The organism is Arthrobacter sp. CP30 (genome assembly GCF_053470025.1).
Genome location: NZ_JBQEMM010000005.1, coordinates 249211 through 263654, shown reverse-complemented (window position 1 = coordinate 263654; position 14444 = coordinate 249211). Strand labels below are relative to the sequence as shown.

General features: G+C 69.7%; 12 protein-coding genes. 3 read left to right on the top strand and 9 right to left on the bottom strand.

The features are described 5' to 3' along the window. Positions 1-4: 4 nt before the first annotated feature. Together ACTIMO_RS09480 and ACTIMO_RS09475 are read right to left on the bottom strand one after the other, a co-directional pair. A complete protein-coding gene (locus ACTIMO_RS09480; protein WP_448182247.1) occupies positions 5-1336 on the bottom strand; it encodes an AAA family ATPase in 1332 nt (443 codons plus the stop codon). After that, positions 1333-1989 (bottom strand): hypothetical protein, encoded by a 657-nt coding sequence (locus tag ACTIMO_RS09475; RefSeq protein ID WP_448182246.1) that lies wholly within the window; start codon positions 1987-1989, stop codon positions 1333-1335. The genes ACTIMO_RS09480 and ACTIMO_RS09475 overlap by 4 nt, the downstream gene beginning before the upstream one ends. A 186-nt stretch (positions 1990-2175) precedes the next feature. Between ACTIMO_RS09475 and ACTIMO_RS09470 the strand changes: the two genes are divergently transcribed. Continuing rightward, complete coding sequence (locus ACTIMO_RS09470; RefSeq protein WP_055768736.1) at positions 2176-2403, top strand: helix-turn-helix domain-containing protein; 228 nt, start codon at positions 2176-2178, stop codon at positions 2401-2403. A gap of 50 nt (positions 2404-2453) precedes the next feature. Here the strand turns inward: ACTIMO_RS09470 and ACTIMO_RS09465 are convergent, their stop codons facing one another. Continuing rightward, positions 2454-3014 (bottom strand): hypothetical protein, encoded by a 561-nt coding sequence (locus tag ACTIMO_RS09465; protein WP_448182245.1) that lies wholly within the window; start codon positions 3012-3014, stop codon positions 2454-2456. Between the two features lie 113 nt (positions 3015-3127). Here ACTIMO_RS09465 and ACTIMO_RS09460 point away from each other — a divergent pair, with 113 nt between their 5' ends. Continuing rightward, the gene (locus ACTIMO_RS09460) at positions 3128-3928 is read left to right on the top strand and encodes a LysM peptidoglycan-binding domain-containing protein (protein ID WP_448182244.1); all 801 of its coding nucleotides are present in this window, start codon (positions 3128-3130) and stop codon (positions 3926-3928) included. A gap of 147 nt (positions 3929-4075) precedes the next feature. Next, entirely contained in the window at positions 4076-4606 is a 531-nt protein-coding gene (locus tag ACTIMO_RS09455; protein ID WP_448182243.1) for an Rv3235 family protein, read from the top strand. Here the strand turns inward: ACTIMO_RS09455 and secA are convergent, their stop codons facing one another. From secA to mtrB, 6 genes are all read right to left on the bottom strand, one after another. Beyond that, positions 4607-7327: a preprotein translocase subunit SecA gene (gene secA / locus ACTIMO_RS09450; protein WP_448182242.1), complete on the bottom strand. Its 2721-nt coding sequence runs from the start codon at positions 7325-7327 to the stop codon at positions 4607-4609. It abuts the gene before it with no gap. Positions 7328-7450: 123 nt separating this feature from the next. Then, complete coding sequence (locus ACTIMO_RS09445) at positions 7451-8665, bottom strand: winged helix-turn-helix domain-containing protein (protein WP_448182241.1); 1215 nt, start codon at positions 8663-8665, stop codon at positions 7451-7453. 98 nt (positions 8666-8763) lie between these two features. Continuing rightward, positions 8764-9498, bottom strand: coding sequence for a ribosome hibernation-promoting factor, HPF/YfiA family (gene hpf / locus ACTIMO_RS09440; protein WP_055769350.1), 735 nt, complete (start codon positions 9496-9498; stop codon positions 8764-8766). A 107-nt stretch (positions 9499-9605) separates the two neighbouring features. Further along, complete coding sequence (locus ACTIMO_RS09435) at positions 9606-10736, bottom strand: phosphoribosyltransferase family protein (RefSeq protein ID WP_448182240.1); 1131 nt, start codon at positions 10734-10736, stop codon at positions 9606-9608. Positions 10737-10797: 61 nt separating this feature from the next. Continuing rightward, positions 10798-12543 (bottom strand): LpqB family beta-propeller domain-containing protein, encoded by a 1746-nt coding sequence (locus ACTIMO_RS09430; protein ID WP_055768711.1) that lies wholly within the window; start codon positions 12541-12543, stop codon positions 10798-10800. Beyond that, complete coding sequence (mtrB, locus tag ACTIMO_RS09425) at positions 12533-14320, bottom strand: MtrAB system histidine kinase MtrB (RefSeq protein ID WP_448182239.1); 1788 nt, start codon at positions 14318-14320, stop codon at positions 12533-12535. Before mtrB ends, ACTIMO_RS09430 begins: the two co-directional genes overlap by 11 nt. Between the last annotated feature and the right edge of the window lie 124 nt (positions 14321-14444).

The window sequence follows — 14444 nt, the reverse complement described above, 5'->3', positions numbered from 1 at the left end:
CCTCTTACCGTTGAACCCTATCGGGGTTCACCTCAAACTTCACGTCGCGTCCGCGGGACACACGCCCACCGCGGCGCCGCCCTTCGGCGGCCGGGACACCGGCGAGTCTTGCGATGGCGAGGCGGAGCGGCGATGCCGGTGACGTCTCGAGCAGTGCCGTGCCGGCGAGCAGCGCCTGGTCCGCAGCGGAGGCATCCGCCGGCAGGAGGGCCTCGATGGCAGAAGCCGGACCGAAGCGCTCCCAGGCCTCCCTCAGCTGCGTCTCCGGCCCACGGCCCACGGCAGCGGCACGGACCCGGTTGAAGACGATGTGCGGTACGGCCGCCGGGATCATGTCGGCGAGTTCGGCGAGCGCCTTGACCAGGCGGGGCACGCCGATGGCGTCCGCCGACCCCACCGCTATCACCGTGTCCGCGACCTCGAGGCAGCGCAGCGTTGCACCGTTGCGGCGGGGTGCGAGGGTATCGAAGCTCAGCTCCTCGTCCGCCTCGAGACAGAATCCACAGTCGACCACCGTGACCGCCGCCAGCGCGCGGGCGGCGGAGAACACCTGGCTGAGCGCGGCGGGACGCAGCTCGGGCCAGCGATCAGGCCTCGTGATGCCGGTCAGGACCCGCAGCCGACCGCCCTTGATGGCGACACTGACCGAGATCCGCCCGAGAGCGGTTCCGTTGAAGCCACCCTGATCTGCGATCCGGCAGGCCTGCGCGAGGCCGGCGGACTCGTCGAGGAGCCCGAGAGACGCACCGATGCTCGCGCCGTAGGAATCGGCATCGACCAGCAGGACGGGGACGCCGGTCGCTGCAAGCTCGGCCGCCATGTTGATCGCCACGGTCGTGCGACCGGGCGCGCCGGTTGGACCCCAGACCGCGATGATGCGCCCCTCCCCCGGCGGCTCGGCGAGCTCGACCGCCGGCGTGACGGGATCCGCGGAGAGATTCATCGGGTCCGCATACGCATGGGACGTTCGCCGGACCGACGAGGTGGCGTCGAACCGCTCGACAGCCCTGGTCACCGCGTCGGCGAGTGCCGAGGGCGCGATCGACGACTGCACGTAGTCGACCCCGTCCACTACTGCCGCGGCCGGGTCCGGCAATCCGTCGTACAGCGAGACCACCACCACTCCGGAGAAGGCCAGGCGGTCGACGAGGCTCACTGTCAGGTCGGCGGCACCGGGGGCGATGACGACCGCACGCGCGAGGCCCGTCTGGCAGGCCGCGATCAGTTCCGGCAGGTCCTCGCACCGTCGGACGACCGTCACCGGGCCGCGCAGCTGTTCGAGGCCCGGTACGTAGGCGCTTGCCGTCGCGCCCAGCGTGATGATCGGGATGCTCACGAACCGGCGCCAGGATCCAGCACGACGGCTATGCGGGCGTCGTTGGACAGGGCGTTGAGCAACTCGGGCATGGCATCGTCCTCGACGAGGACCTGCACGAGGGTCGAGGAGCTCGAGCCGAGGGCCGACTCGCCGACCGTCAGTTCGGCGATCTCGGCCGCTTCGAGCAGGAGTCGCGGTTCGTCGTACGTATTCGTGTCGGTCCGGAGGGAGATCCAGACGTCCACCCGGTCGCCGGCGTCCGCTCCGGTGGGCAGAGGATCCTCGACCGTGAGGCCGACGGGCTTCCGGTCGAGCTCGTCCGCGGTCCCGAGGGCAGCGGACGGCACCAGTTCGCCGCGTGCGACGAGCCGTGTCGCGACCATGCCCGCCGGGATTCCCTCCGAGACCGGTAGATAGGATCCCGCCGCGTCGCCGAGATGCACGGGGATCGCGACGAGATCCTCCGCCGTCAGGGTCGCTCCGACGGGAAGATCCATGCGCGCGGAGTAGACCTGCGTCGTCATGTCCTGGCTCTGGAGCAGGGCGATCACCCCCGTCGTGGACGCGAGCACGAGCAGCAGCCCGACGAGGAGCCGGGGATCCTTCCAGGAGGGCTTTCTCAGCCGCGGTGCCTCGGCCGGCGATGGCGTGGTGCGCGCGTCGATGCTCACTCGGGTCTCCCCCCCCACAGGGCGTACTCCGCGTCGGACCACGCTTGGACAGCCAGTCTCGTGCACGGACGATCTGAAGGGAACCGAAGAGCGCCAAATCGGGTCAAACTGTGGAAAGTCGGCCTGACCGCGCTGGTGCGATGGCAGACTGTTCAAGGACGACACCCGACCAGGAAAGGCGGACCCGTGGCCGAACGACGTTTCCTCACGCTCGCGGACGTCGGCGAGGTGCTGAACATCAGTTCCTCCCAGACCTACGCCCTCGTCCGTTCGGGCGAGCTCCCCGCGATCCAGGTCGGCGGCCGCGGCCAGTGGCGGGTGGAGACGCGCGTTCTCGAGGAGTACATCGCACAGGCCTACGAGAGGACCGCCTCGGCGCTCAGGGCCGAGAGCGAAGCGCCGCAGGTCCGCTGAGCTTCACGGGTCGCCCGGGGAGGGCGACCACCCAGGTTCCCCTGCAGCGCTCATGCCCCCGAGTGCGCGGCGTCGACCGTGTCGATCGAGGTGAACGGGATGGTCAGGCCTTCCCTGCCCTGCGACGACCTGCGATCCTGGCCCGCACCCGAGAGTCCGAGTTCGAGGAAGTCCGCGCCCACTCGCTCGATCACACCGATGACCTGCGCGGCCGGACTCCCCAGCCAGAGCGCGACGACGGACCGGTCGCGGCACAGCTCGCGGAGCACCGACCCGAAGCCGAGTCTCGCCTCGACCCCGGTGAGCGGCTGACCGGCCACCCGGTCGAGCTCACGTAGGACCTGCACTGCGGTGAACGGGACGACCACCGACCTGCCCTCGACGACCAGGGAGACCCACGCGGAGCCGACGTTGGTCACGAGTCCGGAGACCGTCCTGCCGCCCCGCGTCGAGACGGACAGGTGCCGACCGATCTGGGCGATGAGCCTCTGCGACATCGTCACCCGGGACTGTTCCGTCCGCGTCCTGTCCCTGATCTCGCCCTCCCGGTGCGCGACAGACGCGGAGTGCAGCTGTGTTTCCAGATCGGTGAACAGGGCATCCCATCGCATGCGTTCACGCTAGGCCTGAACCCGGGCATCGTCAACGAGCTACAAACCGGTTCGATGGAATCAAACGTAGACAAACTCCATCAAATGAGATCAAACTGAAAGCGGAGGTTATCATGAGCGGAACGGACGCACTTTCAGCAGGGTTGATCCTCGCGTGCGGCGGCGTAGCGGCCCTTGCGGGACGGGCTCTCGCAGCGATGTCCACCACTCCCGGTCGGACGTCCGTCGACGGGTTAATCGGCGTGGCGATATCGGTCGTGGGCGTCGTCGCCGTCGTCTGGTGGGTTCTCACGCTCCTCGTCGCCATCGCCACCGACCTGGTCCTGCGCCGCGGTCCGTCGACGGCAGCCCGGCTGGCGCAGCGGTGCACGCCTGCACTCATGCGGCGTCTCGCCGCCGCCCTCGTCGGCATCAACCTGGTGACCGTGCCTGCCGTCGCCCATGCCGCCCAGATGAACCCGTCCTCGATGGTGCGGACGTCCACGGCCGTCCCGCTCCAGGACGCGCAGGCGGGACCACCACCTTCGGGGGGCGTCGGGTCCTTCCTCCCGGCGGATCCGGCACCGAAGCTCGCCATATCCCCCTCCTGGTCATCCGTACCCGTCGCGGCCGCATCGGCGACAGGGCCGGACGATCGGACTCCCGTCTCGCCCGGATGGAAACCGGCCCCGATGCCGACAGCGGGAGGCCCGCTCGTCCGGACACCGACGCGCTCCGATCCTGACCGCGTGGCCGTGGTGGTGGCGCCCGGGGACTCTCTCTGGTCCATCGTCGAGCATCACCTCGGCCCCCTCTGCACCGCTGCCGATGTCGCCGAGGCGTGGCCCGCGTGGTACGACACGAATCGAACCATCATCGGGGACGACCCGTCCCTCCTCCTGCCCGGTCAGGTCCTCCGCGCGCCACAGATCTGAGCACGCGCACCATTCCGGAAGAGCAGCACCACCCCGCCGTCCTTCAGCGCGCCCCGCTCCGGGCGGACGCGATCCTCCACAGGGTCGCAGCGACGCCGATCGGACGACATCACCCGATCACCATGCCCAGCCCACGAGAGGAACACCATGCCCGCCGTCACGCAGCTCCATCGAACCGCTGACCACCAGCTCGCCGAGGTCAGCGGTGCTCCGCGCCCCCTGGTGGCGAGGCCCCCTGGGCCTCCGGCCTCCGGCGGCGCGACCGTCCTGCCGTTCACCCCGACGGACGGCGCCGGGGCCGACCGTGCTGCCGACCCGGCGATCGTGCAGCGCATCTCGGGGATTGCCAGGTCCGTGGCGCAGGGCGCTCTCGAGGTCCTCAGCGGCGTCCGGCCGCTGCAGCAGATGTCACGCTGGCTCGACCCGGAGAACTACGAACGCCTGCACCTGAGAGCGAATCTCGTCCGCTGTATCGGTGCCGCGTCGGGGAGCAGCGGCTCCCCCACCGGGACCGGTGTCCGCCAGGTCGTGGTCCGGTCGGCACGGGTCTGCCCGATCAGCCCAGGGGTCTACGAAGCCTCGGTCGTCGCCTTCGACCGGACACGCGTCCGCGCCGTCGCTCTTCGCATAGAGCAACGGCGCGGGGTGTGGCGGGTGACCGCCCTGGAGATCGGCTGACTACTTCTTCCGGGCCTTCTTGCCTGTGGCCTTGCCGGTGGCGAGAGCGGCCTGGGGCTTGTTCCGCTCGACATGCATCTCCGCTTCGCCCTGCGCGTTCGGCGCCGTGAAGTTCAGGGTTGCGGGCTTCGCGGGAGCTTCGAGCCCCGCCGCCTTGATGGTCGGGGCCTGGACGATGCCCCTGGCGTCGGTCACCCCGGGCAGCCCGGTCTGGGCCGGCGCGGCGACCTCGACCTCGAGGTTGAACAGGTAGCCGATGCTCTCCTCGCGGATCGACTCCATCATCGCCTGGAAGAGGATGAACCCCTCACGCTGGTACTCGACCAGCGGGTCCCTCTGGGCCATGGCACGCAGGCCGATTCCCTCCTTGAGGTAGTCCATCTCATAGAGGTGCTCCTGCCACTTCCTGCCGATGACCGACAGGACCACGCGCCGCTCGAGCTCGCGCATGGTCTGCTCACCGAGCGCTTCCTCCCGTGCCTGGTAGGCCAGCTTGGCGTCCGAGAGGATCTCGTCGTGCAGGAAATCGCGCGTGAGCTTCGACGCGCCGCCCGCCTCGTCGATGACCTCGTCGGCGGTCAGCGTGATCGGGTACAGCGTCTTGAGGTTCGTCCACAGCAGCTCGTAGTCCCAGTCGTCCCCGTGACCCTGCGCCGTGGTCTCGTCGACCATCGCCGTGATGACGTCCTCCAGGAAGAACTGCACCTTCTCCTTGAGATCGCCGCCCTCGAGGATCCGACGGCGGTCCCCGTAGATGGCTTCGCGCTGCCGGTTCAGGACGTCGTCGTACTTGAGGACGTTCTTGCGCTGCTCCGCGTTGCGGCCCTCGACCTGTCCCTGCGCGTTCTCGATCGCCTTCGAGACGAGCTTGGACTCGAGGGCGACGTCGTCGGGCATGGTGGCGCTGTTCATGATGCGCTCGGCACCGCCCGAGTTGAAGAGACGCATGAGGTCGTCGGTGAGCGAGAGGTAGAAACGGGAGCGGCCGGGATCGCCCTGGCGTCCGGACCGGCCACGGAGCTGGTTGTCGATGCGCCGTGACTCGTGGCGTTCGGTGCCGAGCACATAGAGGCCGCCGAGCTCGCGGACCTCGTCCTGCTCCGACTTCACGGCCTCCTTGGCTGCTTCCAGGGCCTCGGGCCACTTGGCCTCGTACTCCTCCGCGTTGTCCGCGGGGTCGAGCCCGAGCTTCTCGAGGGCGGCGACGGCGTTGAACTCCGCGTTGCCACCGAGCATGATGTCGGTCCCTCGTCCGGCCATGTTCGTGGCGACGGTGACGGCACTCCTGCGCCCGGCCTGCGCGATGATCGCGGCTTCCCGCGCGTGGTTCTTCGCGTTCAGGACCTCGTGGCGCACACCGGCCTTCGCCAGCTGCTTCGAGAGGTACTCGCTCTTCTCCACGCTGGTGGTGCCGACGAGCACGGGCTGGCCGGTCTCGTGGCGTTCGACGATGTCCTTGACGACGGCGTCGAACTTGGCGACCTCGTTCTTGTAGATGAGGTCCGAGAGATCCTTGCGGGCCATCTCCCTGTTCGTCGGGATGGGTACCACGCCGAGCTTGTACGTGGACATGAATTCGGCGGCCTCGGTCTCGGCCGTGCCGGTCATGCCGGAGAGCTTCTCGTAGAGGCGGAAGTAGTTCTGGAGGGTCACGGTGGCGAGCGTCTGGTTCTCGGCCTTGATCTCCACACCCTCCTTCGCCTCGATCGCCTGGTGCATGCCCTCGTTGTAGCGGCGACCCGCCAGGATGCGTCCCGTGTGCTCGTCGACGATCATGACCTCGCCGTTGAGGACCACGTAGTCCTTGTCCCGCTTGAACAGTTCCTTGGCCTTGATCGCGTTGTTGAGGAATCCGATCAGCGGGGTGTTGGCCGACTCGTACAGGTTGTGGATGCCGAGGTAGTCCTCGACCTTCTCGATCCCGTCCTCGAGCACGCCGACCGTGCGCTTCTTCTCGTCCACCTCGTAGTCGGCCTCGACGGTGAGCTTCTGCACGACCTTCGCGAACTCGTTGTACCAGCGGTTGACGTCGCCGGAGGCCTGCCCGCTGATGATCAGCGGCGTCCGCGCCTCGTCGATGAGGATCGAGTCCACCTCGTCGACGACGGCGAAGTTGTGGCCACGCTGCACCAGCTCCGCCGCGCTCCACGCCATGTTGTCGCGCAGGTAATCGAACCCGAACTCGTTGTTGGTCCCGTAGGTGATGTCGGCCGCGTACTGCTCACGGCGCGTCGCGGGATCCTGCTTGGAGAGGATGCAGCCGCTGGTCAGGCCGAGGAAGCGGTAGACGCGACCCATGAGGTCCGACTGGTACTCGGCGAGGTAGTCGTTGACGGTGACGACGTGGACGCCCTTGCCGCTCAGGGCGTTGAGGTAGGCGGGTGCCGTGGCCACGAGGGTCTTGCCCTCGCCGGTCTTCATCTCCGCGATGTTGCCGAGGTGCAGGGCGGCGCCGCCCATCAGCTGGACGTCGAAGTGGCGCAGTCCGAGCGTCCGGCTCGATGCCTCGCGAACTGCGGCGAAGGCTTCGGGCAGAAGGTCGTCGAGGGAGGCGCCGTCCGCATGGCGCTGCTTCAGCCGGTCGGTCTCGCCGCGCAGCTCCGCGTCGGACATCTCACGGAATTCGTCTTCCAGCACGTTGATCGCGTCAGCGTAGTTCCGGAGTCGCTTCAGTGTCTTCTTATCGCCGGTGCGGAGTACTCGTTCAAGAAGTGATGGCACTGGTATCTGCTCCCAATCTGATGCTGCCCAAAGATGGCGTCTCTAGTCTACGGGAGGGACGTTCCGCCCCTCCGTTCCGGGGCCCGTGCGGCGCGCTACGGCGACCGGGCCTGCGTCTTCCGCTCAGGGTATCCTGCCGACCTGACCGGCGAGCGCGGGGGCGAGGTCGCCACGGTCCTCGACGACGACGTCGTCCAGCCCGAGCCAGCCCGCGAGCAGGTGAAGCTCCGCAGCGAGTTCGTGCGCGGTGTCCGCGGGCGCCTCTTTCTCCGCATAGCTGCCGCGCACGAGCAGCGTGCGGCCGGGCCGATCCGCCTTGAGGTCCACCCGCGCGGCGATGCCGTCCCGGAGGAGGAACGGGAGGACGTAGTAGCCGTGCACCCTGCGTTCCTCCGGGGTGTAGATCTCGATGCGGTAGTGGCAGCCGAACAGCCGCAGCAGCCTGTCGCGCTCGAAGACGAGGGAGTCGAAGGGACTGAGGAGGGCCCGGCCCTGCGCCTTGCGCGGAATGGTTTCGGCGGTGGGGTGCAGGTACCAGGGGTCAGCCTCCCCACGCACGGCGATGCTCCGGACCGACCCGGCCCCGACGAGTGACTCCAGGACCGCGCGGGTCTGCCGGACCGGCGTCCTGAAGTAGTCGGCGACCGAGCGGGCCGACGCCACGCCGAGCGCACCGAGGGCCCGGTCCGCCAGGACGGCGAGCGCTTCCGTGGCGTCCACCTCCTGGCCGGCGAGCCGCGGATCCGGCAGCACGGCCGTCAGGGGCGCGTAGAGGCGTTCGAACTGTGCGTTGCGTCCGGCGGAGCCGATCCTCCCCCGGGCGAACAGATCCTCCAGCACGCGTTTCGCGGCGGTCCACCGCCAGCCCCAGCCTTCGGCCGGACGGGACGGGTCCCCGCCCACCTCCCGCTGGACGGCGGACGCCGTCAGGGGGACTCCCCGGGCGAGCAGCCCGAGGATGGTCGACTCGAGAAGGGCTCGCTGCTCCGCAGGGACGCTGGACGCACCCATCCAGGTGCGCCGCTGATGCGCCACGAGATGCGGGTACAGCTCGGGTGGCACGAGGCTCGCCTCGTGGGCCCAGTACTCGACCAGGGAGCGCGGCGCGACGGAGGACATGGCGTCCAGGTGGGCGCGGTCGTAGGACCCGACCCGGGAGAAGAGGGGGAGGTAGTGGGATCGCACGAGGACGTTGACGGAGTCGATCTGCAGGACCTGCAGGCGGAGGGCTGCGGCGCGCAGAGCCCGGAGCGACGTCGGTGCCTCGAGCCTGGGGCGGTGCAGGCCCTGTGCGGCCAGGGCGATGCGTCGGGCCTGCGCGATGGTGAGTGTCTGCATCGTCCGGTGAGGGTCTCCCGCACGGAACTGCCCCCGCGCCGGGCGCGGAGGCAGTTCCTCGTCGTCGTGGTGGGGCGGCGTGCCGACCCCTGGATGGGCTAGGCGGTGGCGGCTTCGCGCGCCCGGTAGGCCAGCAGTTCCTCGTGGGGTTCCTCGGTACCTTCCGCGCACTTGGAGTCGAGGGTGATCACGCCGTAGGTCCAGCCCTGCCGCCGGTAGACGACGGAGGGAGCACCGGTGGCGGAATCCACGAAGAGATAGAAGTCGTGACCCACGAGTTCCATGTTGTCGACGGCGTCGTCGAGGGTCATGGGCGTTCCGGAGAACACCTTGCGGCGGATCAGCACCGGCGAGTCCCCGGCGGGCACGTCGTCCGGCGACGAATAGGTATCGACGTCCTCGGTCTCCGCGACCGGTTCGTGGGAGGTCGGCTCGATGACCGGCGTCTCGAGGTAGATGGGCTGCACCGGGTCGGCGGGCTCGAGGTCGGCCGTCGCGACGCGCACCGCGAGCGGGGTGTGCCGACCGTGGTGGACCTTCCGCCGGTCGCGCGCCCGGCGGAGGCGCTCGAGGAGCTTGGCGTAGGCGAGATCGAAGGCGGCGAACTTGTCGCCCGCCGAGGCCTCGGCCCGGACGACAGGGCCCCTGCAGAGCACCGTCAGCTCGACCGTGAGCGAGGTGTCCGCCATGCGTGCGCTGGGTTCCTTGGTGATCTTGGCGTCGACGCGCTGTACCTTGTCGCCGAGCTGCTCTATCTTGTCGATCTTCTCCGTCGCGTACTCACGGAAACGGTCCGATACCGCCAGGTTACGACCATTGATCACAAATTCCATGGTGCCCTCCACATCGCTAGGTGACACGACGGCGGCCGTGGCGTTGAGCAGAGCCGCCGCCGACGGGTACGTGTCGTCACTGTGTGGTACCCGTACTTCACGGTAGTTCACGGCTGTCCTTTATTCACCCCTCCACGCTGCAAAACTTCCGGTAGCTTGCTGGGTGTCCCCGGGACCGGCCCCGGCGCCACCGTGGTGCTGCTGCCCGGTGTCCGACCAGGCCCGCCGGACGGGCGGACAGGGGCGGTACCGGCGGGGCTCGTGCCGCCGGGAGCAGGACTGGCGGGAGCGGTACCGGCGGGCGAGGAGGTCGCGGCGACCACGACCGCCCCCTGGACACGGGCTCCTCCGGCGTGCAGCACCCGGTGCATCTCGTTGATGGTCGCGCCCGTCGTCAGGACGTCGTCGACGATGATGCAGGAGCTGCCCGGTACACGGTGACGTGCCCGTCCGGCGAGGAGCATCGTCCCCAGGACGTTCGACCTTCGTCGCCGCCGCCCCAGACCCTTCTGCCCGCCCTGCGGTCCTGCACGCAGCGCTGCCACGGTGGACCGCACGAGCGCGCCGGCCCGACGCCCGCGCCGGCCCATCCACCAGCGCGAGAGAAGGGACCGTTGCCGGACCGCCGGGACGACAGCGGTCCCCGCCGGGAGGGTCCCCGTCCGCTCGAGCCTCGTGAGCAGGATCATCAGCGGTTCGTACCCGCGACGGCGCGACGACGAGGATCGGCTCGGCACCGGTACCAGCAGGACGGGTGACGCGGCGCCCATCCCTGGCGCGCTGAGCCCTCGGACCGCCTCGTGCAGTGCACCGGCGAGCGCCGCGGCGACCGGAGGAGCCAGATCGACGTGCCCATGATTCTTGAAGGCGAGCAGCACCCCCGACACCGCGCGACCGTAGCGACCGGCGGCGACCACCGGCAGCGGCCCGACCTCGACGAGCGCTGGAACCGCCTCCGCCACCCGTCCGCCTCCCTGCCACGGGCCCCGGCCGGCGTCGCGGGCGGCGATCCCGACGGGGACGTCGGGCAGGGATTCCGCGTCGGCCTCGGCGCGGTACGGCCGGGACGTCGCGCGCCGGAAGACGGTGAGGCAGTCGGGACAGAGTGAGGTGTCCCACCGGCCGCAGAGAACGCAGGACGACGGCAGGACGAGGGCGACGAACGCCGTGACGGCAGCCGCGACGCGGACGGAGAAGCGGGCGAAGACGAGTCGGTCCAGGAAGTCACCGGGGTGCATGCCCAGAGCCCATCACGGGGCTGTCCCCGGGTCACCGGCGGATGGCCCTAAGTGGACATCCTCACCCCGGGAACGCGGGGTCGCTGACCGCCAGGTCCTCGTTCACCCAGCTCGTCACGATGCGCCGGTAGAGGGATCCGTCGGCCTGCGCATAGAAGGTGTCCTCGGCGTCCGACCCGGCACTGATGCCCTCCACGCCCTCGAGTGGGGCCATCGTCTCCACGGCGCCGTCGAGGTGCAGCACCACCGGGACGGCCTCCTCGTCGATACCGATCGACGAGGCGACGATCGTGCTCTGTCCCGCCCACCTGGCCGTGTCGACCTGGCCGGGGACAGGCATGCTCACCGGTGTGGTGAGCCCCAGCGGGGCTCCCTGCGCCGACCGGGTGATACCCGCGAGCAGGATCTCGCCCGCACCCTCACGCTCCGCGACGACCAGGGCACGGGAACCGTCACGCGAGATGCGCAGGTCCTTGACGATCCGGCCCCCGAGCCATCCCGCGGCGAGGACGACCGCGTTCTCCTCCGTGCCGCCCGGGGGGAGGGCGAGGACCTCGCTGCCCGCCCCGACGGAACGCGCGGTCCACAGCCAGTTCTCGGGGTCGAACGAGGGCTGGGTCAGTCCGGTTCCCGACAGGACCTCGCGGACCTGGCTGCCCGGAGCGGTCACGAAGAGGGCGGACCTGTCAGCGTTCACGAAGGAATAGGCGCTGCCGGACACGGACGTCGCCGGGTCGACCGGGTCGTACTCGGCGACCGAGGGTAGGCCGTCGATGGCGACGATACCTCCGTTCCGCACCCGCACGAGGTCGTTGTCGGCGATGGCCACCTGCTCGCCCCCGACATCGGGCGTACGTTCAGGGGTCACCAGGTCGGGAGCGCGATCCCCGAGCTGGATCGGCTGTCCACTGGTCATCTCGACGGACGTCACGTCGTTCAGTCCGACGAGGTTGGCCTCCAGTTGCTGGTTCATCTGCTGCAGCTTCAGATCGGTCGCGTCCTCGAGGATCTCCGGGGACAGTTCGACCGAGGCCCGCCCGGAGGTGATGGGGATCGAATCACGGGCGAGGGTGACGCCCTCCGGGAAGGCACTGGTGACTGCTCCCTGCAGATAGGGCGCAGGTCCGGCGAGCATGGCCTGGACGATCCGCGCCGTCACGCCCGTCCGCCGCACGAACCAGCGGGCGTCGGGCACCCAGTAGCGGTAGTTGCTGCTGTAGAAGGCGAGGCTGTGTGATGTCAGCAGATCCGTCGCGCTGCTCTGCGCGATCATGATGCCGTCCGGGATCTCATCGATGCGCCACTCGCCGTCGACCTCGACCATGCGGACCCCGAGGGTCTCCGTGGACGGTCCGGCGCTGTTGGTCCGGACGCCCCGCGCGTCGACGGTCCCCGTGGTCTCGAGCTGGATCTGGTAGACGCCCTCGGTCTCGCGCTTCTCGACCCGGGGATCACCGCGGAACAGGACGATCCGTTCCTCGGGCTGCCAGGCCTCCGCCAGTTCCGCGGTCAGGAACTGGCGAGCCACGCTGTAGCCCTCACCCGCTCCGGTGCCGGCCCTGATGAAATCCTGCAGGATGCGCTCGGGTGTGGCTCCACTGGACGGCCCCTGCGGGTCGAAGACGGGCGCCACGACGTCGGGCTCGCCGTCCGACGCGGAGATCACGCCGACGGGGCCCGACGTCGGGATCGCCGAACACCCGGTGACCAGCAGGACGAGAGCCAGGAGCGCCGAGAGGGCTGGCCCGGCCCGGTGCGGCCTCCGCGCGTGTGCGGCGCCGCGGTCCCGCCGACGATCAGTGTCCACTGCCTCGCCCTTCGTCGTCGTTCCGTGGTCGCGGCGCCGGAGCGTCCGCGCGGGTGCCGGCTCCCTGCGCCGCGTGCTGCGAGGCGGGCACGGGAGCGGAGGAGGGCGGCAGCGCGAGGGGCGAGCACGCGAGGTCGGTGCCCTGGTGGCGTGGCAGGGTCAGGCGGAAGCAGGCTCCCGCGGCGGGCTCCCCCCAGGCCTCGAGCCAGGCGCTGTGCAGCCGCGCGTCCTCCATGGCGATCGAGAGCCCGAGTCCGCTGCCGCCCGTGGTGCGGGCGCGGGCGGGATCGGCGCGCCAGAACCGGTCGAAGGCGCGGGAGGCCTGCAGCGGAGTCATGCCGATGCCGTGGTCCCGCACCGCGACGGCGACGGCTTCCGGGTTGCAGGCGATGTGGACCTCGACGGGCCTGCCCTCGCCGTGCTCGAGCGCGTTGACGATCAGGTTGCGGAGGATGCGGTCGATCCTCCTCGCATCGGCGTCGACGATGCACATCGACTCCCCGGACACGATGACGAGGTCGGAGCCGAGCCGCTCTGCGAGGGGTCGCGCACCGTCCATGGCGTGCTGCGCCAACTGGACGATATCGACCGATTCGGCCTCGAGCACCGCCGCGCCGGCGTCGAAGCGGGAGATCTCCAGGAGGTCCGCGAGGAGCGCCTGGAACCGCTCCACCTGGTCGAAGAGGATCTCGGCGGAGCGCTTGTTGATCGGGTTGAATTCCTCACGCGCATCGTGGAGGACCTCGGCTGCCATCCTGACCGTCGTCAGCGGCGTCCTCAGCTCGTGCGAGACGTCCGAGACGAAGCGCTGCTGCATCTGCGACAACTGCGCGAGCTGCGTGATCTGGTCCTGCAGGCTGCCCGCCATGTGGTTGAAGGAGGCGCCGAGCCGCGCGACCTCGTCCTCACCGGACACCTCCATGCGCTCCTGGAGTTCGCCCGCGGCGAGCTTCTCCGAGACGGAGGCCGCGTAGCTGACCGGCCGCACGACGCTTCGGGTCACGTACCAGGCGATCGCACCGATCACGATCAGGAGCACGACGCCGGCGAGCCACAGCACACGGTGGATGTCGTCGAGCGTCGACTGCATGGTCGAGAGGTCGTAGTAGACGTAGAGCGCAACGGGGTTCTGCTCGGGAGGCAGCGTCACTTGGGTGCCGAAGGCGAGGCCCGGCGCGTTGGTCGCCCCGCTTCCCGTCACCGGGATCACCATCGGCGCCCAGTAGATCTCCTCGCCGTCCGCGACGGCAGCCTGCAGATCGGGTGGGAGCATGCGCGCCGTGGCCCCCGCCTGGCTGGTCGTCGTCGAGACGACGGAGCCGTTGTCGGTCGGCAGCGGCACCAGGATGGACTGGCGCGGCGCATCGGAATCGGTGCCCACCAGCTGGGTCACGGAGTCGAGGACCAGGCGGTTGATGGTGTCCGTGTCGGTCGCGGACGAGTTGCGGAACACCGCCTTCTCGTCGTCGAGCGCGTCCGAGGCCTCGGCGCTGAACTGGTCGAACCGCTGATCGTAGAGGGCGTTGGTGATCTGGTTGGACAGGAACCCGCCCACGGCCACGAAGGACACGGAGGTCAGCAGCATCGTCGCGACGACGGTACGGAACTGGAGGGAGCGCCGCCAGTGGCGGGACACTGAGCGGTACACGGTGCGGACGCCCCCCAGCACCCCCTGCGCGGGGCCGGACGCGCGCCTGTCGCTCGACGGAGAGGTCGCTGCCGGAGCGGTGGCCCCGACCTCGTCGACGAGCTCCTCGACGGCGGTGGACGTGCCCACGGGTCCAGGAGCAGTCCTGCCGGAGTCACCGACGGAGCGGTCGACGGCGGCACCGGTCACCCGGGGGGCGGGTGTCGGTGTCTCGTCGACGGAGGACTCGGAGGGGACGTCGGCTCGAATGCCA